Here is a 20324-nt window from a genome sequence, read left to right on the forward strand (position 1 = left end):
GGGTGACCTACTTGGGCGAGGCGAGGGCAGGAAGGACGTGGTCCGTCAGCAGTGGTGCGAGATCCCCGGGCAGAGATGCTGTGAGGTCCAGCCAACGGACCTCGGCGATCTCGGCGGAAGGGTGCGCTTCCCAGGTTCCAGGAGCCGTGAAAACTGTGGCCTCAATGTTGGTTGCGGCCTCGTTGGCAGCCACAGCGAGCCAGGCGCCCAGGGGTTCAAGGTCCTGCGGGGCGATCTCGATGCCCACTTCCTCGAGCAACTCGCGGGACGCAGCTTCCGCCGCTGTTTCACCGGACTCGGGTTTGCCGCCCGGATGCATGAATTTGTCCGTGCCCCGCTTGCGGACGGTCAGGAGCTGGCCCTCCTTGTTGTAAACGCACACGGCGCTGACCACGATCACATCAGTAATGCTCATGCTTGCCTCCCGGCGTTCGTTCGGACCAGATGCGATTCCAGCAGCAGATCCTTTGCGGGACCGCGGACATCCCAGGTGAAACTGAACGCATCCGGGCCTTCCCAGGTGTAGTTCACGTAATAGTCATCGGGATCGCACCAATGTTTGTCCTGGTTGGCCTGCTCCGCAAAGCTCATCACATGGAATGGCCGGCCATCGGGGAAGAAGACGTCCATGGAATCCGGTCCAGGGCCTGGCTTGAGGAGATACTCGCGGAACGCCGGGCCTGTGTGGGTGGGCCAGTGCATGGTTCCGTCTTCGCGGTAGTGAAGGCCATCGCCGTCGGGCTCTTCCGTGTACTGCACGACGCCGGTAAAAGTTCCGCGGGTGCCGGAGGCCCTGTCCAGGAGAGTCCGCTCCACATTCCACGTGCCGGCCAAATAGGCACGCAAGTCCTGGATGGGCTGCTGCTGGTTCAAGTGCCCTCGATTGGAATCGAACCAACGACACCGGCTTTAGGAGAGCCGTGCTCTATCCACTGAGCTACGAGGGCCTGCGTGTCCATCCCCGGGAGTACCGTTACGGAGCTCCTTGGCCGGACACGACTACAAGCATACAAGCTGCCGGGCCAGTGCCCGAACACGGCTAGGCTGGCGGTCATGAGAGGGCATGCGACACCACCGGAAACCACCGGCACATTCCTCCCGGATGTCCGCGCGACACGTGCAAACATTGGCGGCTGGGCCCAGTTGAGTGTGGTCCAGTATTTCGTTGCCGAGGCTGCTGTTATCGAGGCCTGGGCCGGTCCTGAACCCTACAGCAGAGCTACCGGGTTCATCAGCGACCTCGGCGCAGTATCGTGCGGGGTCTACGAAGACCGGGCAGTTTGCTCCCCTTTGCATGGGCTGATGAACGCCTCTTTTGTAGTGCAGGGCCTGGCATTGATCCTTGGGGCGGTGTTCCTGACGGCAGGGCTTTTGTGCGTGGCAGCGCGTCCTGGTGTGCATGCCCAGCGCTTCCACACCGCCACAGCCGACAAAGAGCCCCGGACCCGGGTCCTGGCCAAACCATGGATCATGGCTGTGGCCATCCGAATACTCACGGGTGTTTCAGGTGCCGGGACGGTCATCGTTGGCCTGGTTCCAGAGGATGTGGGCTCCCCATGGCATTTTGCCGGCGCCCTGATGTTCTTCATTGGCGGTGGCTTCGCACTGCTTCTGCTGGGCATCCTCTGGTTCCGGCAGACCCCGATGAGCTGGTTCATCGCCGCCTGCGGCGCCCTCTGTATCGGGGCACTCATCGTTGGCGGGATCACGGGAATGGAGGTGCCCCAGCCCGGGACACTGGAGAGACTGATGGGCTACCCCGTCACCATTGGCTTGGCAGCTGCCGGCCTGGTCATCGCCCAGCGCGTGCAAACGGTGCGGAAAGCGGCGAAGGCCCTGCGGTAAATCCGGTCCTGCGGTAAAACTGCCCTGGCGCGGCAGGAGCGGGAGAAAATCCGCTCGGGGGCCTGGTCTTGATGTGTGAGCACCAAGGACTAGACCCTTGATCGCACAACATAGGTGCCCTGCGCCTAAACAATGACCCGCTTGCCGGCGGGTCAATTGTTTTAACGAAGGGGTGGGCGGTTGGCCCACTGGGATAACACTATCGTTTTTATTTTGCCCGCTTCCTCCGCCTTGCGCATCCGGCGTCAGCCGTCAGCCGTCAGTGCCGTTGAAAGCGTGCGTCCGCGGGACTCCGGGACTATTCTGACGCTATGACGACGGCGGGTGGTCCGCTCGGCAGGGACCGGGGACTTCTGCCTGACCTCGCTGGCCGGCGCGAGCTGATTGGGGGTTGGGCCGCGATTACCCTCATCCACTATTTCGTGGTGGAAGCCATGGCGATGGCTGTGTGGCAAGGCAATCCAGGCTATGACCGGCGCGCCCACGTCATCAGTGATCTTGGCGCGGCCCACTGCGGTCCCTTCAACGGTTACGAGGTGTGCTCGCCGCTTAATTGGCTGATGAATGCCTCGTTCGTGCTCCAAGGGGTTGCCATGGTCCTCGGGGCAGTGCTGCTGAGCTCGGCTGTCCTCTCTGTGGCGGCTGAATCCGGTGCCCGGGTTATCCGGCCGGGAATGGCATCACCAGCCGCGGCATTTCCGTGGATTGCGGCCGGGGCAGTCAGGGTGCTGGTCCTCGTAGCGGGCATCGGCCAGGCAATGGTTGGCCTGATCCCGGAAGACACTGACCTGGCGCTGCATCTGACCGGCGCGGGACTGTACTTCATCGCCGGACCGCTGTCCTTGGTGATACTGGGCCTGGTATGGCGGGGGCACACGCAGATGTGGGGGATGGTGCTCTTGTTCGGGGTTGTTTCCCTGGGAGCAACCATCTACGTCCTTGCGGTGCAGTTGCGCGTCGAGGAGCCGGGCGCCATCGAGCGCACCATGGCGTATCCGATCATCCTGGGGTTGTCCTTGGTGGGCCTGGTAGTGGCTCACCGCGTCACAAGGGAACGGAAAGCTGTCAGGGCTGTTTCGCGTTCTTCCGTCCAAGGAACACAGCCGCCACGCCGCACAGCAGGCTGATCAGGAACAGTACCCACGACGCAATGGTGACGGCGGAGGCCAGGGCAACCTGACCGGCGTCGGGCGTTTCCGTAGCCAGCATCGAATCAATGGCGACGTTGGACCACAAGTGAGCCACGGCGAAAAGCAGGGGAGCGGCCCACAATGCCCAGCGCCACGACTTTCGGGCAACGTTGGTGCCGATGAGCAGGAGCCAACTGAAGCCGAAGATCAGCGGAAAGAGCGTGCCGGCAGTCTTATGGACGTAGTTCAACTGGCCTCTGGCGGCCTCGTCCATCGCCGCGCGAAGCTGGGCGACGTAGTCCTGGGAGAACCCGCCGATCAGCGAATCCGGCATGGCGAGCCCGCCTGAAAGCTGCGTCATTTGGTTCAGCGTCAACAAGTGCAGGTACCAGAACAGGAACAAGCTGGCCACAACTCCTGCGATGACAATCAGCTTGGAGTTGCTCTGCGCCTTCTCGGGGGTCCGCCGCGTGGTGGGATTGATCACGGGTGGGAGGGTGTGCTCAGGGACCACCGCCTTGGCTCCGTGCTTCTTGATGCGCTGCGCTGGTGTCTTGGCCATGTCATTCATTATCCCGCCACATAAGCTGGGACCATGACCACCGGCAGGCACACCGCAACTGAACTCGATCCATCACTTGATGACTACCAATTGGCCAGCGCGCTGGTCCGCGAGGCAGGGCAACTGGCGCTGCTCATGCGGATGGGCGGACTACAGGGCACGCGCAAGACGTCAGTGTCCGACGTCGTCACGGCAGCCGACCATGCGGCCGAGGCTTACGTGTTGGAACAGTTGCAACGCTGCCGCCCGGAGGATGGCATCCTGGGCGAGGAAGGCACTTCTGTTGCCGGTACCAGTGGCCGGACCTGGGTGATCGATCCTGTGGATGGAACCTACAACTTCCTGCATGGCTCCACGTACTGGTGCTCGGCCATTGCCCTTAAACGCGACGATTCAGATCACGGCGACAATCCCGTTGCTGATCCCTCCGTAGTGCTCGGGGCCATCTACCAGCCCGAACTGGACAAGCTCTGGCTAGGCGGCGAAGAGCATCCGGCCAGCCTGAACGGAGAACGCATTTCAGGTTCCGGAGACCTCTCTGTTGGCCAAATCTGCGCAGCAACCTACATCCACCCCACCTGGTTGGCGGACCCCCGCACTGCCATGCCCTGGCATGCCGCTGCCGTCTCCGCCGCATCACTGCGGATGTTCGGTTCAGGCTCGTGCGACCTCGGCCGTGTGGCTGATGGAGAACTCGGCTGCTGGTTCCAGCACAGCTGCCCCGAATGGGACTGGCTCCCAGGCAAGGCGATCGTCCGCGCTGCAGGCGGCGACACCGCCGTCGTGCAGGTCAACGGGATTAACTGGTTCATCGCAGGAGGCCCGACGGCGGCCCGCGAGCTGAGTGGGGCCCTCACCTCAGTACCGCAGTTTGCGTAGTTTTTGATCGCGTGGGCGGTGCTCGCTTTGGGGTGGCCCTTGAGTGTCAGAGGCACCGCCTAGACTGGTAGTCACCATGGATATGTTGTTCGACCCCTACGCAGACGGCCCCTTCAACGCAGGCTCCAAAGCCGCTACCAAGGCTGCCCCGGAGCTTTCGCACGCGGGCGGCGGCGCTTCCCGTGCCCGGTTCGGTGAGGGCAGCGGTGGGTCCAGCACTGGAACAAATGAACGTCCTGCCTCCGGTGGTTGGGGTAACCAGGAGGCCGGTAGGCTTCCGTCCGCCGACGCCCTCCTCCAGGGCTTGAACCCACAGCAGGAAGAAGCCGTGAAGCACGCCGGCAGTCCGTTGCTGATCGTTGCGGGTGCGGGCTCAGGCAAAACCCGTGTGTTGAGTAACCGGATCGCCTACCTGATCGCCACCAAGCGTGCCCACCACGGCGAAATCCTGGCAATCACCTTTACCAACAAGGCCGCCGCGGAAATGCGCGAACGTATCGAAGCCCTGGTGGGTGGGCGGGCCAAGGCCATGTGGATCTCCACGTTCCACTCCTCCTGTGTTCGCATCCTGCGCCGCGAGGCTGCAAATGTGGGCCTGAACTCGAACTTCTCCATCTACGACTCCGCGGATTCCCTGCGCCTGATCACACTTGTGTCCAAGAACCTGGACCTTGATCCCAAGAAGTTCCCGCCCAAGGCCATCCAGCACAAGATCTCCGCTCTTAAGAACGAGCTCATCGACGCCGACTCCTACGTCTCCTCGGCAAACCACAACGACCCCTTCGAGCAAGCCGTGGCTGACGTGTTCAAGGGCTACACCCAGCGCCTGCGCCAAGCCAATGCCATGGACTTCGATGACCTCATCGCGGAGACCGTCTACATGTTCCGGGCCTTCCCCGCGCTAGCCGAGTCGTACCGCCGTCGCTTCCGGCACGTGCTTGTGGATGAGTACCAGGACACCAACCACGCCCAGTACGCCCTGGTCAGGGAAATCGTTGGCCTGGGCACTGATACTGACGTGGAGCCCAGCGAACTCACGGTGGTGGGAGACTCCGATCAGTCCATCTACGCATTCCGTGGTGCGGACATCCGCAACATCGTGGAGTTCGAAGCCGACTACCCCAATGCGCGCACCATCAAGCTGGAGCAAAACTACCGCTCCACGCAGAACATCCTCACCGCCGCCAACTCCGTGATTTCCCGGAACCCCAACCGCCAGGAAAAGCGGCTGTGGACGGCAGAAGGAGACGGCGAGAAGATCGTGGGCTACGTCGGAGAGAACGAGCACGACGAAGCCCAGTTCATCGCCAAGGAAATTGACCGGCTTCAGGACGAGGAAGGGCTGCGTCCTGGCGATGTCGCCATCTTCTACCGCACCAACGCCCAGTCACGGTCCATTGAAGACGTGCTTGTCCGGGTGGGCCTGCCGTACAAAGTTGTGGGCGGCACGCGGTTCTACGAACGCAAGGAAATCAAAGACGCCCTGGCTTACCTGCGCGTCCTTGTGAACCCTGACGACGACGTCAACCTCCGCCGTGTCCTGAACGAACCCAAACGGGGGATCGGCGACCGCGCCGAGGGTGCCGTCGCTGCCTTGGCTGAACGCGAGCGGACGTCCTTTATGGCTGCCGCCCGTCGTGCTGACCAGGCGCCCGGCATGGCAACGCGTTCGGTGAACGCCGTCCTTGGCTTTGTGAAGCTGCTGGACGACCTTGCTGAGGTGGCTTCCGGGTCCGGTGCTGCCGCTGCCCTGGAGGCTGTGCTCGAGCAGACCGGATATCTTGCCGGTTTGCGCGCCAGCAACGATCCCCAGGACGAGTCCCGCGTGGAGAACCTCGCCGAATTGGTGGCCGTAGTCCGCGAGTATGAACGCGACAACCCGGACGGTTCGCTGGGCGAATTCCTGGAGCAGGTTTCCCTGGTAGCCGACGCCGACCAAATTCCTGATGCTCCCGGCGGGGACATTGACGCCGCGGTGGCCGAAGCCAAGCGCATGGGCGTTGTCACGCTCATGACGTTGCACACGGCCAAAGGCTTGGAGTTCCCGGTGGTCTTCCTGACCGGCATGGAGCACGGGATCTTCCCGCATCAGCGCTCGGCCACGGACCCCAAGGAACTGGCCGAAGAACGCCGCCTGGCCTACGTGGGCCTTACCCGTGCACGCAAACGGCTCTACGTCACGCGCTCCGAGGTCCGAAGCATGTGGGGCCAAAGCCAATACAACCCCGCCAGCCAGTTCCTGGAGGAAATTCCCTCCGAGCTGGTGGACTGGAAACGTGAAGGCATGAGCCGGCAAGCGGCAGGTGGCGGGTGGGGAAATGCTCCCATCGGCTCCAATCGCTACGGCGGCTCTTTCTGGGGTGCAGGCACGTCACGCGGGGTTGCCGCCAGCCCAACTGCCGGTTTCGACGCCGACGTCCCGGCCGCCGTCGCACGCAACCGGGTGCAGCCGCAAAAGGAAGTCATTTCCGTGGTGGTGGGGGACAAGGTCAACCACACAAGCTTCGGCAACGGCGTTGTGCTTGGAGTCGAAGGCTCGGGTGACAAGACAGTCGCCAAGGTGAAGTTCGACGTCGGTGAGAAGCGCCTGCTGCTGCGGTACGCGCCCCTGACCAAACTGGATGCCTGACGCCTCACGGCATAATTGGTGGCATGCGACGGACTGTATTGGGGATTCTTGCCGCTTTGCTCCTGGTGTTGGCCACGGGCTGCTCGTTCGCCACGAAGGACCCTGACTACGTTCCGCCGGCGCCGTTGCCTCCGCTGGAACAGCTCAAGGAGGTCCCGGTTACCGAGCAGACCGCTCTGGCCGCCGGAGAGGGCGTCACCGCATTTGTGACGCCGGACCGCAACATCGTGTGTGCCATGACCTCCTCCAGGGGCGGTCATCTCAACGTCCCCTACGAGGCGAACACGTATTCCGATGCGGCCAACAACAAGTTCGCCGTGGTGCCTGTGGTCCATTGCGAATTAGCGAAGTATGCCAAACCTGACTCAACCGACGTCGCAGACGACTGCGGTGGCACGGGGCTGGGTTATCTTGGTGGCACGGTTCTCCTGACGCCGGACAAGGCCGTGTATGGCTCATGTCGTTCCGGCGTAACACAAATGGAGTCTGAGTTCGGGCCCAAGGGGAGCCGGAGCGGCCCCATCTCGAAGCTGCCTGAGCTGGCCGACGGGCAGAACATCGAACGCAACGGCCTTCGGTGCTCGGCCTATAACGACGGTGTTGCCTGCGGGAATGTCTCCGGTGGCGTGGCGTTCTTTGTCAGCAGGCAGGGCTACCAACTGATTTCCGACGGCGGCAAAGAGGTCACGGGGAACCTGAAACAGGCGTCGTGATCACCGTCGAACAGACGATGAACGGCCAAAAAACCGCGTCATTCTGCGAGTTTTCTACGCGCGATAGAAGTGTAAGGTTACTCACTTAACCGGTAGTGTGTAGCTGGCGGGACTCCTCAAAGGGCTAAAGTTCCGAGAGGACCTTACGCAATGTGACCGGCTTCAATCCTGGTTGTTACCGCGTACTTTCCGCAGCTGGCTATCGCGGTCATCGCGGTTCCCGGCTGAACAGAAAACTACTTCGACGTAGAAGGACACTAAACCGTGGACCTGTTTGAATATCAGGCGCGCGATATGTTCGAAGCGCACGGTGTACCCGTGCTCGCCGGCATCGTGGCGCACACTCCTGAAGAAGCAAAGGCAGCTGCCGAGAAGATCGGCGGCGTTACTGTCGTAAAGGCACAGGTTAAGGTTGGTGGCCGCGGCAAGGCTGGCGGCGTCAAGGTTGCCAAGACTGCCGAAGAGGCGCTTGAGCACTCCACCAACATCCTGGGCATGGACATCAAGGGCCACACCGTTAACAAGGTGATGATCGCCCAGGGTGCGGACATCGCCGAGGAATTCTACTTCTCGGTCCTGCTGGACCGCGCCAACCGCAACTACCTGGCCATGTGCTCGGTTGAAGGCGGCATGGAAATTGAGCAGCTGGCTGTTGAGCGTCCCGAGGCCCTGGCCAAGATCGCCATCGATCCCGCTGTGGGCATTGACCAGGCCAAGGCTGACGAGATCGTCGCAGCCGCAGGCTTCGCTGAAGAACTGCGCGGCAAAGTGGCCGACGTCATTCTGAAGCTCTGGGACGTTTTCAAGAAGGAAGACGCAACCCTGGTTGAGGTCAACCCACTGGTTCGCACCGGCGCAGGCGACATCATTGCCCTCGACGGCAAGGTTACCCTCGACGAAAACGCAGACTTCCGCCACGTGCACCACGCACTGCTCGAGGACAAGGAATCGGCTGACCCGCTCGAGGCCAAGGCAAAGGCGCAGGACCTCAACTACGTCAAGCTGGACGGCGAAGTAGGCATCATCGGCAACGGCGCCGGTCTTGTGATGTCCACGCTGGACGTCGTTGCTTACGCTGGTGAAAACCACGGCAACGTCAAGCCCGCCAACTTCCTGGACATCGGCGGTGGAGCTTCCGCCGAAGTCATGGCCAATGGCCTGGACGTCATCCTGGGCGACTCCCAGGTCAAGAGCGTGTTCGTCAACGTCTTCGGCGGCATCACCGCTTGTGACGCTGTGGCAAAGGGCATCGTGGGTGCGCTTGCAGAGCTGGGATCCGCTGCGAACAAGCCGCTGGTCGTTCGCCTCGATGGCAACAACGTCGAGGAAGGCCGCCGCATCCTGACCGAGGCCAACCACCCGCTGGTTACCCTGGCCGCCACCATGGACGAGGGCGCCGACAAGGCCGCCGAGCTCGCCAACGCAGCTAAGTAAAGGGACGCGACAATGTCTATCTACCTCAACAAAGACTCCAAGGTCATCGTTCAGGGCATCACCGGCGGCGAAGGCACCAAGCACACCGCCCTGATGCTCAAGGCCGGCACCAACATTGTTGGTGGCGTCAACGCCCGCAAGGCCGGCAGCACGGTCCTGCACGGCGAAAAGGAAATCACCGTCTTTGGCACCGTCAAGGAAGCCATCGCTGAAACCGGCGCAGATGTCTCCATCGTCTTCGTTCCGCCGGCATTCACCAAGGACGCCGTGGTTGAAGCCATCGAAGCCGGCATCGGCCTCGTTGTAGTCATCACTGAAGGCGTTCCGGTTCAGGACTCCGCCGAATTCTGGGCACTCGCCCAGTCCAAGGTTGACGCCGACGGCAACCAGATCACCCGCATCATCGGGCCGAACTGCCCCGGCATCATCACCCCGGGCGAAGCCCTGGTCGGCATCACCCCGGCAAACATCACGGGCAAGGGCCCCATCGGCCTCGTGTCCAAGTCCGGTACCTTGACCTACCAGATGATGTACGAGCTCCGCGACCTCGGATTCTCCACCGCCATCGGCATTGGTGGCGACCCCATCATCGGCACCACGCACATCGACGCCCTGGCTGCGTTCGAAGCTGACCCGGAGACCAAGGCAATCGTCATGATCGGCGAAATCGGTGGCGACGCTGAAGAGCGCGCTGCTGACTTCATCAAGGCCAACGTCACCAAGCCGGTTGTTGGCTACGTTGCAGGCTTCACCGCTCCTGAGGGCAAGACCATGGGCCACGCAGGCGCCATCGTCTCCGGCTCCGCAGGAACCGCACAGGCCAAGAAGGAAGCCCTCGAAGCTGCAGGCGTGAAGGTCGGCAAGACGCCGTCCGAAACTGCCAAGCTGCTGCGCGAGGTTTACGCAACCCTCTAGTACCCAAAGCAACGCGGGGTCACTTACGGCCCATTCCTGACTGTGGAATGGGCTCAAAGTGACCCCGCGTTGCTCTTTAAAGCACGACGGCGGCTCCGCACCTTTCCCACGGAAGGTGGCGGGGCCGCCGTCGTGCTTTAAGGCGTGTTGTGGGGCCTGTACCTTCCCGCCTATTCTTTGTTAGTATGTCAGGATAAACTACTTCCAAGGAGCGCGCAAACATGCCATTGGTAAGAATCGACGTCAATCAGGGCAGGTCGGCGGAGGAACTGGCTGCGATCAGCCGGGCCATCCACAATGCAATCGTCTCTGAGTATGAGATCCCTGAGCGTGACTACTTCCACATCCTCACTGAACATCCGGAGGGGCAAATCGTGGCCCAGGATGCCGGGTTGGGTTTTGGGCGCAGCCGTGGCGTGATCATGATCCAGATCTTCACCCAGGGCGGCCGCAGTCAGATGGCGAAGAGCTCGCTCTTCGAGGCCATCACCGAAGGGCTTGGTGGGCTTGGTGTCAAGGGTGAGGATGTCTTCATCGGCTACATGGAGAACTCGCCTGGCGACTGGTCTTTCGGCTTCGGGCGCAGCCAGTATGTCTCCGGAGAATTGGCCATCCCACGCAAGTAGATACAGTCCGTGTCATGTTGTAAATATGTCAGTACAAACCTTTGACAGGACATGAAATCTGGGGCAAAGTAGTCATGTGGCCCCGCTCACTGAGGGGTGGCAAGGCATTGGGGCCCAGCGCTCAAAGGTTCAGAGTTCACAAGAGAAAGGTCAACGATCATCGTGACCCACGAACTGCTTACGATCGGGCGCATCAGCGTTGATATCTACCCGAACGATATTGGGGTGGACCTGGAGGATGTGACGTCCTTCGGCAAATATTTGGGAGGTTCGCCCTCCAACGTGGCGGTCGCTGCTGCGCGCCACGGCCGCCGCGCCGGTGTCATCACCCGCACAGGCGACGACGCTTTCGGAAGCTACCTGCACCGGGAACTACGTAAGTTCAATGTTGATGATTCGTTCGTCTCCCCGGTCAAGGAGTACCCCACAGCGGTGACTTTCTGCGCGATCAAGCCGCCGGAAGATTTCCCTCTCTACTTCTACGGACGCTTCCCCACGGCGCCGGACCTGCAGATCAAAGCCGAAGAGTTGGATCTGGCTGCTATCAGGGACGCGGGCATTTTCTGGTCCACGGTGACAGGCCTCTGCCAGGAACCCAGCCGCAGCGCGCACATCGCCGCCCACGAGGCCCGGCCCCGGACTGCTTTGAAGGAAGGCCAGTTCACCATCCTGGACCTGGATTACCGGCCGATGTTCTGGGATTCGGAAGAGGAAGCCCGCGCAGAAGTTGCCAGGATCCTCCCGCACGTCACAGTCGCGATCGGCAACGACAAAGAGTGCGCCGTAGCCGTAGGTGAGGGGACGCCGGATGAGCAGGCAGACCGCCTGCTGGCAGCCGGCGTCGAGATCGCGGTGGTGAAGCTCGGCCCGGAAGGCGTCATGGCCAAAACCCGCACTGAGCGTGTCGTCTCAGCCCCTGTTCCGGTGGAAACCGTCAATGGCCTGGGCGCCGGGGACTCCTTCGGCGGCGCTTTTTGCCATGGCCTGCTGTCCGGCTGGCCGTTGTCCGAGGTGCTGGATTACGCAAATGCCGCGGGTGCGATCGTTGCCTCCCGTGTGTCCTGCGCTGATGCGATGCCGACGCCGGATGAGGTCACCTCGCTGCTCGCGGAACGCGGCCGGCGGATCCCGGGAGCTTCCACGCCGCCAGCACCCACGTTCGCAGAAGGAGCAGTCCGTTGAGCCTGAACGATGACCCCCGCCGGTACGAGCACTTGAGCCGCATCCGGCTCGAGGATCCGGAAGCCGTCGCACGCGCGGCTGCCACCCGGCGTCGCCACCCTGGGTTGAAGCACGGGGTCCAGAACTTCATTGTTGCTGCCGACCACCCGGCCCGTGGCGCCTTGTCGGTCGGGCCGGAGCCGATGGCAATGGCCGATCGCCGGGACCTCCTGGACCGGCTGCAGATCGCCCTCGCCAATCCGGCCGTGGATGGAATCCTTGCCTCACCGGACATCATGGATGACCTGCTGCTGCTGGGTGCTTTGGATGGCAAACTGATCTTCGGTTCGATGAACCGTGGTGGCCTGGCTGGCCTGGTCAACGAGTTCGATGACCGGTTCACCGGCCACACAGCTGCCGCCTTGCAGGCACTCGGTGCCGACGGCGGCAAGATGCTCACGCGTATCTGTCTGGGAGACCCGGACACGGTGGCCACCCTTGAAGCGACCGCAAAAGCCATCGATTCGTTGGCCGAACGTAAGCTCATCGCCATGGTGGAGCCGTTCCTGTCGGTGCGTGACGCCCATGGCAAGGTCCGCAACGACCTCCGCGCGGACGCCGTGATCAAGTCCGTTGGTATCGCCGAGGGCCTGGGTTCCACGAGTGCCTATACGTGGATGAAACTGCCCGTGGTGGCCGACATGGAGCGCGTCATGGCCTCCACCACCCTTCCTACTGTGCTGTTGGGTGGTGACCCCGACGGCTCCCAGGACGAAGTCTTCGCCAGTTGGCAGGCCGCCCTCGCGCTCCCGGGCGTCCGCGGCCTCACGGTGGGCCGGACGCTGCTCTACCCGCACGACGGCGATGTGGCGGGTGCGGTGGCGACAGCCGCCTCGCTGTTGAACAGCACTGCACCTTCGACCGGGCCTGCACCAGCTGCGGGGGAGCACACCTCGTCAGACCGTATTCCAGTGAAAGTATCGGAGTAGCCCCGCCATGCGGACCTCAACAGGAACAGCAACCCGTCGGATGACCGTGGCCCAGGCCGTGGTCGAGTTCCTTTCCAAGCAGTACACGGTGGATTCCATCGGTGGCCAGGAGTACCGTGAGCGCCTGATCCCGGGCATGTTCGGTATCTTCGGGCACGGCAACGTTGCCGGCGTTGGCCAGGCGTTGAAGCAGTACCAGGCCACGGACCCGTCCATCATGCCGTACTACCAGGGCCGCAACGAACAAGCCCAGGCACACCAGGCAGTTGGCTACGCACGGCACACGCGTCGTCGCCAGACCTTCGCGATCAGCACTTCCATTGGTCCGGGTTCCTCGAACCTGCTGACGGGGGCTGCCTTGGCCACCACCAACCGCCTGCCGGTGCTGCTGCTGCCGAGCGACACGTTCGCCACCCGTGCCGCGGATCCCGTGCTGCAGCAGTTGGAGCTGCCGTACGCATACGACATCACAGTCAATGATGCCTTCCGCCCGCTGTCCAAGTTCTTTGATCGGGTGTCCCGGCCGGAGCAGTTGTTCTCGGCGTTCCACCACGGCCTGCGTGTCCTGACTGACCCGGCCGAGACCGGTGCAGTCACGATCTCCCTGCCGCAGGACGTCCAGGCCGAAGCCCTCGACGTTCCGGAAGAGTTCCTGGCCGAGCGTGAGTGGCGGATCCGCCGTCCCGAGGCCGAGGACGATGACATCCGACGCGCTGTTGAGGCCATCCGTGCAGCCAAGCGCCCGTTGATCATCGCCGGCGGCGGCGTGCTCTACGCCTACGCCAACGAGGAACTCGCAGCCTTTGCCGAACTCACCGGCATTCCGGTGGGGAACACGCAGGCGGGCGTCGGCGTCCTGCCATGGGACCACAAGTTCTCCCTTGGTGCCATTGGTTCAACGGGCACGACGGCGGCCAACGCCATCGCTGCCGAAGCGGACCTCATCATCGGCATCGGCACGCGCTACGAAGACTTCACCACTGCGTCCCGCACGGCGTTCCAGAACCCGGACGTGAAGTTCGTGAACATCAACGTCGCCCCGATCGATGCGTACAAGCACGGCACCACCATCCCGATGGTCGCTGACGCCCGCAAGGCCCTCGTGAAGCTGAACCAGGCGCTGGGCGGCTACCGCGTTGGTGCTGATCTGGAAGAGAAGGTCGCAGCCGAGAAGAAGCGCTGGAACGCGATCGTGGACGAGGCCTTCGACACCCGGTACACGCCGTTGCCGGCCCAGAACGAGATCATCGGCGCCACTAACAAGGCCATGGATGACCAGGACGTCGTTATTTGCGCTGCGGGCTCGCTGCCTGGTGACCTGCACAAGATGTGGCGCGTCCGCGACCCGTTCGGCTACCACGTGGAATACGCCTACTCCTGCATGGGCTACGAAATCCCGGGCGGGCTGGGCGTAAAGCGCGCCGCTCTGGCCGAAGCCGCTGCCGGCGGTCCCAACAGGGACGTCGTCGTGATGGTGGGGGACGGTTCGTACCTGATGATGCACACCGAACTGGTCACCGCCGTCGCCGAACGCATCAAACTGATCGTGGTCCTGATCCAGAACCACGGCTACGCCTCCATCGGTTCACTGTCCGAGTCGCTCGGTTCCCAGCGATTCGGGACGCAGTACCGGGTCCTTGACAAGGAACAGCACAGTTTCGACGCCGGTGAGCACCTGCCGATCGACCTGGCCACCAACGCAGAGTCCCTGGGCGCGAAAGTCATCCGGATCGAACCGGGCGAGAACGTCATCGAATCCCTCGGCGTTGCCATCAAGGAAGCCAAAGCAGCCCCCGAAACCGGCCCGATCGTCATTCACATCGAGTCTGATCCTCTGCTGGACGCCCCCGGCTCGGAGTCCTGGTGGGACGTTCCCGTCTCCCAGGTCTCGGACCTCGAATCCACCCAGCAGGCCTACAAGACCTACACCGACCACAAGAACCGCCAGCGCAAACTGCTCGGCTAACCTCCCCCAAGCTACCGTCCCACAGACCAAAGGAAGTCCGCATGTCGACGACGACCACACTGACCACCATTAACCATTTCATCAACGGCGCCGAGTCCACGGGCGAGGGCGACCGCACCCAGCCGGTATACAACCCGGCCACCGGCCAGGTGTCCGCTGAGTTGCGCCTGGCGAACGAGGCTGACCTGAACGCCACGGTGGCTGCTGCGAAGAAAGCAGCGGAGTCCTGGGGTGATATTTCCCTGGCGAAGCGCACCGCGGTGTTGTTCAAGTTCCGTGAACTCGTGGCCGCGCACGTGGATGAGCTTGCTGAGCTGATCACGGCCGAGCACGGCAAGGTGATCTCCGACGCGAAGGGTGAGATCGGCCGCGGCCTGGAAGTGATCGAGTTCGCCTGTGGCATCCCGCAGCTGCTCAAGGGTGACTACTCGGACCAGGTCTCCACCGGAATCGACGTCTTCTCCTTCCGCGAACCCCTGGGCGTCGTGGCCGGTATCACGCCGTTCAACTTCCCCGTGATGGTGCCGCTATGGATGGCCCCGATGGCCATCGCCACCGGCAACGCGTTCATCCTCAAACCCTCCGAGCGTGACCCGTCCGCGCCGATGCTGCTCGCGCGCCTGTGGAAGCAGGCCGGCCTGCCCGATGGCGTGTTCCAGGTCCTGCACGGCGGCAAGGAAACCGTTGACGGGCTGCTGACCCACCCCGACGTGGACGGCATTAGTTTCGTGGGTTCCACCCCGATCGCCCAGTACGTCCATGAGACCGCCACCAAGCACGGCAAAAGGGTCCAGGCCCTGGGCGGGGCGAAGAACCACGCCATCGTGATGCCCGACGCGGACCTGGACAACGCAGCAGACCACCTCGCCGCCGCCGCGTTTGGTTCCGCGGGGGAGCGGTGCATGGCGATCTCCGTCGCCGTGGCTGTGGGGGACGCTGCGGAGTTGCTGGTGAAGAAGGTTCAGGAACGTGCCCTGGCGGTGAAGGTCGGCAACGGTACCGAACCCGGCGCCGAAATGGGCCCGGTCATCACCCCTGCTTCCAAGGAACGCATCCTCAGGATCGTCACCGAAGCCGAAACCGCCGGTGCGGCCATGGTGGTGGACGGCCGCGACCTGGTCGTCCCCGGCCACGAAGACGGCTTCTGGGTCGGCCCCACCGTGATCGACCACGTCAACACCGAAATGACCGCCTACACCGAGGAAATCTTCGGACCCGTCCTCGTGGTGGTCCGCGTCGCCGACCTTGACGAAGGCATCGCGCTGATCAACGCCAACCCGTACGGCAACGGCACCGCGATCTTCACCTCCTCCGGTGCGAACGCCCGGAAGTTCCAGCGCTCGGTCACGGTCGGGATGGTGGGCATCAACGTGCCCCTGCCCGTCCCGGTGGCCTACCACTCCTTCGGCGGCTGGAAGAACTCCCTCTTCGGCGACAAACACATCTACGGCCCCGAAGGCGTCTCCTTCTACACCCGCGGCAAAGTCATCACCTCCCGCTGGCCCGAACCCACCCACGCCTCCGGCGCCTCCTACAACTTCCCCTCCAACTAACCCATCCCCACCGCCACCCTCGCCTCGCAAGCTCGGCCAGGGAACCCTGGCGGCGTGGGCCCTGATAGAGAAAGACACCGCTGTCATGACTGACGTCGAGAACAAGCTCATCATCGGCACCGCTCCCGATTCCTGGGGTGTGTGGTTTGCCGATGACCCCCAGCAGACTCCGTGGGAACGGTTCCTGGACGAGGTTGCTGAATCCGGATACAAATGGATCGAACTGGGTCCGTACGGCTACCTGCCGAACGACCCCACCCGCTTGGCAGAAGAGCTCAAGCAGCGCGACCTCCAGGTCACTGCAGGAACGGTGTTCACTGCCTTCCACCGTGGTGCCAGGCAGTACGACGAAGCCTGGGAGCCGGCACGCAAGGTGGCCGAACTGACTGCGGCAATGGGTGGCGAGCACATTGTGGTTATCCCGGCTATGTGGCGCGACGACGTCACGGGTGAGGCCGTAGAGAATGGCGAACTGACCGACGAGCAATGGGCTGATCTCTTCGCAGGCCACAACCGGATGGGCAAGGTCCTGTTGGAGGACTTTGGCCTGCACCAGCAGTTCCACTCCCACGCTGACTCGCACGTTGGCGCGCAACAGGACATCGAAACCCTGTTGGCAGCAACAGATCCGCAGTACCTGAACCTTTGCCTGGACACGGGCCACGCGGAATACTGTGGCGCTTCCAGCCTTGAGCTCATCAAGAATTACCCGGACAGGATCGGCTACCTGCACCTCAAGCAGATCAACCCGGAGATCCTGGCAGAGGTCAACGAGAAGAACATGACCTGGGCTGCTGCCAACCTGGCCGGCGTCATGACCGAGCCGCCCAACGGGCTTCCGGACTTGCGCGCCGTTATTGAAGCTGTGGAAGGCCTCAACCGGCCGATCTTCGGCATCGTGGAGCAGGACATGTACCCGGTAGCGTTCGATGTACCGATGCCCATCGCCAAGCGAACACGCAACTACCTGCTTTCCTGCGGCTCGCGCACGCGGGTCCAGTAGCTCCCGCACGCGGGCCCTGTAACAAGAACGAACCTCACGAAGGATAGAAAAGTGACAAAGATTCTCCGCGTTGCCGTCATCGGCGCAGGCCGTATGGGTGCCGACCACATCAAGCGCCTGAACACCCGCATCCACGGCGCTGAAGTAGCCGCCGTCGTCGATGTTGACCTTGCCCGCGCGCAGGCTGCCGTTGAAGGAATCGACGGCGCCGTGGCACTGTCCAATGCCGATGAGGCGCTGAACAATGGTGACGTCAACGCCGTCCTGATCGCCACGCCGGGCTTCCTGCACGAGGAAATCCTGTACAAGGCCTTGGAGAAGGACTTCCCGATTCTCTGCGAGAAGCCGCTGACACCGGATGCAGAAAGCGCGTGGAAGGTTGTCCAGGCTGAACTGGCGTTGGGCCACAAGCGCATCCAGGTGGGTTTCATGCGCCGCTTTGATGCCGAGTATTCGGCGCTGGGTTCGATCATCCGCAACAGCGAATTGGGGGAGCTGTTGATGCTGCACCACCAGCACCGCAACCCCACCACGCCGGAGGGCTTCACCAACGAGATGCTGATCAACGACTCCGTGGTCCATGAGTTCGATGCCATCCGCTACTTCACCGGCGAGGAAATCACGTCGGTGCAGGTCCGTCTGGGTAAGCCGACGCGCAACGCCCCGAATGGCCAGCACGACCCACAGCATGTGTTGCTGGAAACTGAATCGGGAGTGTTGGCCGACGTCGAGATCTACGTCAACGCCAAGTTCGGCTACCAGGTTGCCACTCAGGCGTCCTTCGAGGACGGCATCGTGAGCATCGGCGGGGACAGCGGCCCATACATCCAGACCTCTGGCAAGTGGGGCGGGAGCGTAACCCCGGGCTTCGAGGAGCGTTTTGGAGCAGCGTACGACGTCGAGGTGCAGGCTTGGGTGGACGCCGCCCTCCGCGGCGAAATCGGCGGCCCCACCGCTTGGGACGGCTACGCCACGGCCGCTTGCTGCGAGGCCGGCGTCGAAGCGCAGAAGTCGGGCGAAAAGGTCAAGGTCCAGTTGAACACCAAGCCGGATCTCTACAAGTAGGGACACGGACATGAAGATTGCCCTTGATCCCACACCGTTCCATCACACGCACAGCCTTCTGGAGTTCCCGCGCGTCGCCGCGGATCTCGGCTACAAGTACCTGCAGATGACGCCGCATGCGGACCTCATCCCGTTCTTCAACCACCCGAAGGCTGATGACGAGCTCGTGGGCAAGTTGAAGGCAGCGTGCAAGGACGCCGGCGTCGAAATCGCCTCCGTCCTGCCCGTCCTGCGGTGGTCCGGACCCGATGAGGACGCCCGGGAAGCTGCGGTCCGGTACTGGAAGCGGGCCATCCAGATCGCCGTGGACCTGGGCGTCCAGACCATGAACACGGAGTTCAGCGGCCGTCCGGAGAAGGCCGAGGAGTCTGAACGCGCCTTCTACCGCTCCATGGAGGAACTCCTGCCGATCATCGAGCGCGAAGACATGGACGTGCTCATTGATCCCCATCCGGATGACTTCGTGGAAGACGGACTGGCCGCGCTGCGCGTGATCCGGGGCGTGAACTCCCCGAACATTGGCATGGTCTACGTTGCCTCCCACACGTTCCACATGGGCAACAAGCCGTTGGAGATCATGCGGGCGGCGGGCGACAAACTCCGCTTGGTGCATGTATCCGACACGATGAACCACCACGCCTCCCACGGCCTCAGGTACATCACCAACCCGCCGGGCAACGCTGTCCGCGTCCACCAACACCTCAAGATCGGTGACGGGGACGTGAACTGGGACGAGTTCTTCGGTGGCTTGAAGGAGATCGGATTCCTGGACAAGGAGAACACCGTGATGGTCTCCAGCGTCTTCGCGGAAGACGAGAACGCCGAGGACGTTTCCAGGTACCAGCTCAAGACGATGAACGACTACATTGCCCAAGCCAAATAGTGCTCAACACCAAGAATGCCCCTGTGACCAAGAGTCACAGGGGCATTCTGTTATCCATGCGTCAGGCCGTAAAAGGGAGCCTGGCGTCCACGTCCTGGCCTTCCCAGGTCTGGCGGATCCAGCCGTGGTTCGGGTCGTCGCTGATGAGCCAGTCACGGACCCGTCCGGGGCCGGCCATGACGTTGAGGTAGTAGAGGTCGTAGCCCGGAGCTGCCATCGCCGGCCCATGCCAGCCGTAGGGAACCAGGACAACATCACCGGTCCGGACTTCCGCGGAGACGTCGATGGGCCGGTCGTCAGAGGCGTAGACCCGGGCGTAGCCGATTGCGTCTGAATCCGCGGGGGCTGGGGAGTCCGGGGCCACCCGCGTTTCGAAGTAGTAGATCTCCTCCAGGCTGGTCTCGCCTTCCTTCTCCTCATCGTGCTTATGCGGAGGGTAGGAGGACCAATTGCCGGCAGGTGTGATGACCTCGCAAACAATAAAGCGATCAGCTTCCAGCGCTGCCGGTGTGCCGAAGTTGTGGACCTGCCGGGAGCAGTTGCCGGCGCCCCGCAGCTCCACGGGGGTCTCGGCCGCCGTGATCAGGCGAGTAGGGTAGTCAGCCTTGGCCGGTGCCGTCGCAACCGCAACCCGGCCGCCGTCGTGCGAACTGATGGTGACGGCCCTATTGATACCTGTGTACAGGACGTCACTTGGCCCGTGGAAAACCGACTGCCGGCCCGCGAGGCTGTACTCGCCGTCGTCGACCGTTACGGTGAACGAACCGCTCAACGGAACCACAATGCGCTCTTCTCCAGCGGAAGGAAGCTCGACGGCGGCACCCGCCGCGAGCGTCGCCACCTTCAGTCCCGTATGGGCCCAGCCGTCGATCGCGAGAGTGGAATCGGAAGCGCCGAGCGAGATGTCCCATTTGCCGTCAGTGGCTGTTCCCAGCGGGTAGACCCAGTTGGCCATAAGTTTGTGTCCTTGC

Annotated in this window: 19 protein-coding genes and 1 tRNA gene; 15 read left to right on the plus strand and 5 right to left on the minus strand. The window is 62.8% G+C overall.

What is annotated here, in order from left to right; all coding sequences use genetic code 11:
* Positions 1–7 precede the first annotated feature (7 nt).
* The 3 genes from J2Y41_RS05520 to J2Y41_RS05530 form a co-directional block, all read right to left on the minus strand.
* The gene (locus J2Y41_RS05520) at positions 8–415 is read right to left on the minus strand and encodes an NUDIX domain-containing protein (protein WP_309926948.1); all 408 of its coding nucleotides are present in this window, start codon (positions 413–415) and stop codon (positions 8–10) included.
* On the minus strand, positions 412–873 hold the full coding sequence (locus J2Y41_RS05525; protein WP_224166574.1) for a DUF6314 family protein: 462 nt from the start codon (positions 871–873) through the stop codon (positions 412–414). The genes J2Y41_RS05520 and J2Y41_RS05525 overlap by 4 nt, the downstream gene beginning before the upstream one ends.
* Before the next feature lies 1 nt (position 874).
* Positions 875–947: transfer RNA gene (locus J2Y41_RS05530), tRNA-Arg, on the minus strand.
* 106 nt (positions 948–1053) lie between these two features.
* Here J2Y41_RS05530 and J2Y41_RS05535 point away from each other — a divergent pair.
* The gene (locus J2Y41_RS05535; protein WP_224166575.1) at positions 1054–1845 is read left to right on the plus strand and encodes a hypothetical protein; all 792 of its coding nucleotides are present in this window, start codon (positions 1054–1056) and stop codon (positions 1843–1845) included.
* Between the two features lie 311 nt (positions 1846–2156).
* Entirely contained in the window at positions 2157–2972 is an 816-nt protein-coding gene (locus J2Y41_RS05540; protein ID WP_224166576.1) for a DUF998 domain-containing protein, read from the plus strand.
* On the opposite strand, the gene J2Y41_RS05545 is transcribed toward J2Y41_RS05540, so the two are convergent.
* The gene (locus J2Y41_RS05545; protein WP_224166577.1) at positions 2911–3537 is read right to left on the minus strand and encodes a hypothetical protein; all 627 of its coding nucleotides are present in this window, start codon (positions 3535–3537) and stop codon (positions 2911–2913) included. The two genes, J2Y41_RS05540 and J2Y41_RS05545, sit on opposite strands and share 62 nt — an antisense overlap.
* A 33-nt stretch (positions 3538–3570) precedes the next feature.
* Between J2Y41_RS05545 and J2Y41_RS05550 the strand changes: the two genes are divergently transcribed.
* The 13 genes from J2Y41_RS05550 (at position 3571) to J2Y41_RS05610 (ending at position 19353) form a co-directional block, all read left to right on the plus strand.
* A complete protein-coding gene (locus tag J2Y41_RS05550; RefSeq protein WP_309926955.1) occupies positions 3571–4416 on the plus strand; it encodes an inositol monophosphatase family protein in 846 nt (281 codons plus the stop codon).
* 76 nt (positions 4417–4492) lie between these two features.
* Positions 4493–7045: a DNA helicase PcrA gene (gene pcrA / locus J2Y41_RS05555; protein WP_309926957.1), complete on the plus strand. Its 2553-nt coding sequence runs from the start codon at positions 4493–4495 to the stop codon at positions 7043–7045.
* A gap of 23 nt (positions 7046–7068) precedes the next feature.
* Positions 7069–7758, plus strand: coding sequence for a hypothetical protein (locus J2Y41_RS05560; RefSeq protein WP_309926960.1), 690 nt, complete (start codon positions 7069–7071; stop codon positions 7756–7758).
* Positions 7759–8022: 264 nt separating this feature from the next.
* Positions 8023–9192, plus strand: coding sequence for an ADP-forming succinate--CoA ligase subunit beta (gene sucC, locus J2Y41_RS05565; RefSeq protein WP_224093741.1), 1170 nt, complete (start codon positions 8023–8025; stop codon positions 9190–9192).
* A gap of 12 nt (positions 9193–9204) precedes the next feature.
* Positions 9205–10107 carry a succinate--CoA ligase subunit alpha gene (gene sucD, locus J2Y41_RS05570; RefSeq protein ID WP_224166581.1) on the plus strand — a complete coding sequence of 301 codons (903 nt, stop codon included), beginning with the start codon at positions 9205–9207 and terminating at the stop codon, positions 10105–10107.
* Between the two features lie 221 nt (positions 10108–10328).
* The gene (locus J2Y41_RS05575; RefSeq protein ID WP_224093743.1) at positions 10329–10733 is read left to right on the plus strand and encodes a tautomerase family protein; all 405 of its coding nucleotides are present in this window, start codon (positions 10329–10331) and stop codon (positions 10731–10733) included.
* Positions 10734–10895: 162 nt separating this feature from the next.
* A complete protein-coding gene (gene iolC, locus J2Y41_RS05580; RefSeq protein WP_309926963.1) occupies positions 10896–11915 on the plus strand; it encodes a 5-dehydro-2-deoxygluconokinase in 1020 nt (339 codons plus the stop codon).
* Positions 11912–12883: a deoxyribose-phosphate aldolase gene (locus J2Y41_RS05585; protein WP_309926966.1), complete on the plus strand. Its 972-nt coding sequence runs from the start codon at positions 11912–11914 to the stop codon at positions 12881–12883. The genes iolC and J2Y41_RS05585 overlap by 4 nt, the downstream gene beginning before the upstream one ends.
* A gap of 40 nt (positions 12884–12923) precedes the next feature.
* Positions 12924–14849, plus strand: coding sequence for a 3D-(3,5/4)-trihydroxycyclohexane-1,2-dione acylhydrolase (decyclizing) (gene iolD, locus J2Y41_RS05590; protein ID WP_309927441.1), 1926 nt, complete (start codon positions 12924–12926; stop codon positions 14847–14849).
* A gap of 41 nt (positions 14850–14890) precedes the next feature.
* Positions 14891–16402 carry a CoA-acylating methylmalonate-semialdehyde dehydrogenase gene (locus J2Y41_RS05595; protein WP_309926968.1) on the plus strand — a complete coding sequence of 504 codons (1512 nt, stop codon included), beginning with the start codon at positions 14891–14893 and terminating at the stop codon, positions 16400–16402.
* An 85-nt stretch (positions 16403–16487) separates the two neighbouring features.
* The gene (locus J2Y41_RS05600) at positions 16488–17405 is read left to right on the plus strand and encodes a sugar phosphate isomerase/epimerase (RefSeq protein WP_224093752.1); all 918 of its coding nucleotides are present in this window, start codon (positions 16488–16490) and stop codon (positions 17403–17405) included.
* A 51-nt stretch (positions 17406–17456) separates the two neighbouring features.
* Positions 17457–18470 carry a Gfo/Idh/MocA family oxidoreductase gene (locus tag J2Y41_RS05605; RefSeq protein ID WP_309926973.1) on the plus strand — a complete coding sequence of 338 codons (1014 nt, stop codon included), beginning with the start codon at positions 17457–17459 and terminating at the stop codon, positions 18468–18470.
* Positions 18471–18480: 10 nt separating this feature from the next.
* A complete protein-coding gene (locus tag J2Y41_RS05610; protein WP_309926975.1) occupies positions 18481–19353 on the plus strand; it encodes a sugar phosphate isomerase/epimerase in 873 nt (290 codons plus the stop codon).
* 61 nt (positions 19354–19414) lie between these two features.
* Here J2Y41_RS05610 and iolB read toward each other — a convergent pair whose 3' ends face one another.
* Complete coding sequence (iolB, locus tag J2Y41_RS05615) at positions 19415–20308, minus strand: 5-deoxy-glucuronate isomerase (RefSeq protein ID WP_309926981.1); 894 nt, start codon at positions 20306–20308, stop codon at positions 19415–19417.
* Between the last annotated feature and the right edge of the window lie 16 nt (positions 20309–20324).

The organism is Arthrobacter sp. 1088 (genome assembly GCF_031455315.1).
Lineage (GTDB): Bacteria > Actinomycetota > Actinomycetes > Actinomycetales > Micrococcaceae > Arthrobacter.

What these genes read in the sequence shown, in the direction of transcription:
- J2Y41_RS05520 (WP_309926948.1), bottom strand. Translation starts at nt 415, where the DNA reads ATGAGCATTACTGATGTGATCGTGGTCAGCGCCGTGTGCGTTTACAAC.
- J2Y41_RS05535 (WP_224166575.1), top strand. Translation starts at nt 1,054, where the DNA reads ATGAGAGGGCATGCGACACCACCGGAAACCACCGGCACATTCCTCCCG.
- J2Y41_RS05540 (WP_224166576.1), top strand. Translation starts at nt 2,157, where the DNA reads ATGACGACGGCGGGTGGTCCGCTCGGCAGGGACCGGGGACTTCTGCCT.
- J2Y41_RS05545 (WP_224166577.1), bottom strand. Translation starts at nt 3,537, where the DNA reads ATGGCCAAGACACCAGCGCAGCGCATCAAGAAGCACGGAGCCAAGGCG.
- J2Y41_RS05550 (WP_309926955.1), top strand. Translation starts at nt 3,571, where the DNA reads ATGACCACCGGCAGGCACACCGCAACTGAACTCGATCCATCACTTGAT.
- pcrA (WP_309926957.1), top strand. Translation starts at nt 4,493, where the DNA reads ATGGATATGTTGTTCGACCCCTACGCAGACGGCCCCTTCAACGCAGGC.
- J2Y41_RS05560 (WP_309926960.1), top strand. Translation starts at nt 7,069, where the DNA reads ATGCGACGGACTGTATTGGGGATTCTTGCCGCTTTGCTCCTGGTGTTG.
- sucD (WP_224166581.1), top strand. Translation starts at nt 9,205, where the DNA reads ATGTCTATCTACCTCAACAAAGACTCCAAGGTCATCGTTCAGGGCATC.
- J2Y41_RS05575 (WP_224093743.1), top strand. Translation starts at nt 10,329, where the DNA reads ATGCCATTGGTAAGAATCGACGTCAATCAGGGCAGGTCGGCGGAGGAA.
- iolD (WP_309927441.1), top strand. Translation starts at nt 12,924, where the DNA reads ATGACCGTGGCCCAGGCCGTGGTCGAGTTCCTTTCCAAGCAGTACACG.
- J2Y41_RS05595 (WP_309926968.1), top strand. Translation starts at nt 14,891, where the DNA reads ATGTCGACGACGACCACACTGACCACCATTAACCATTTCATCAACGGC.
- J2Y41_RS05600 (WP_224093752.1), top strand. Translation starts at nt 16,488, where the DNA reads ATGACTGACGTCGAGAACAAGCTCATCATCGGCACCGCTCCCGATTCC.
- J2Y41_RS05610 (WP_309926975.1), top strand. Translation starts at nt 18,481, where the DNA reads ATGAAGATTGCCCTTGATCCCACACCGTTCCATCACACGCACAGCCTT.
- iolB (WP_309926981.1), bottom strand. Translation starts at nt 20,308, where the DNA reads ATGGCCAACTGGGTCTACCCGCTGGGAACAGCCACTGACGGCAAATGG.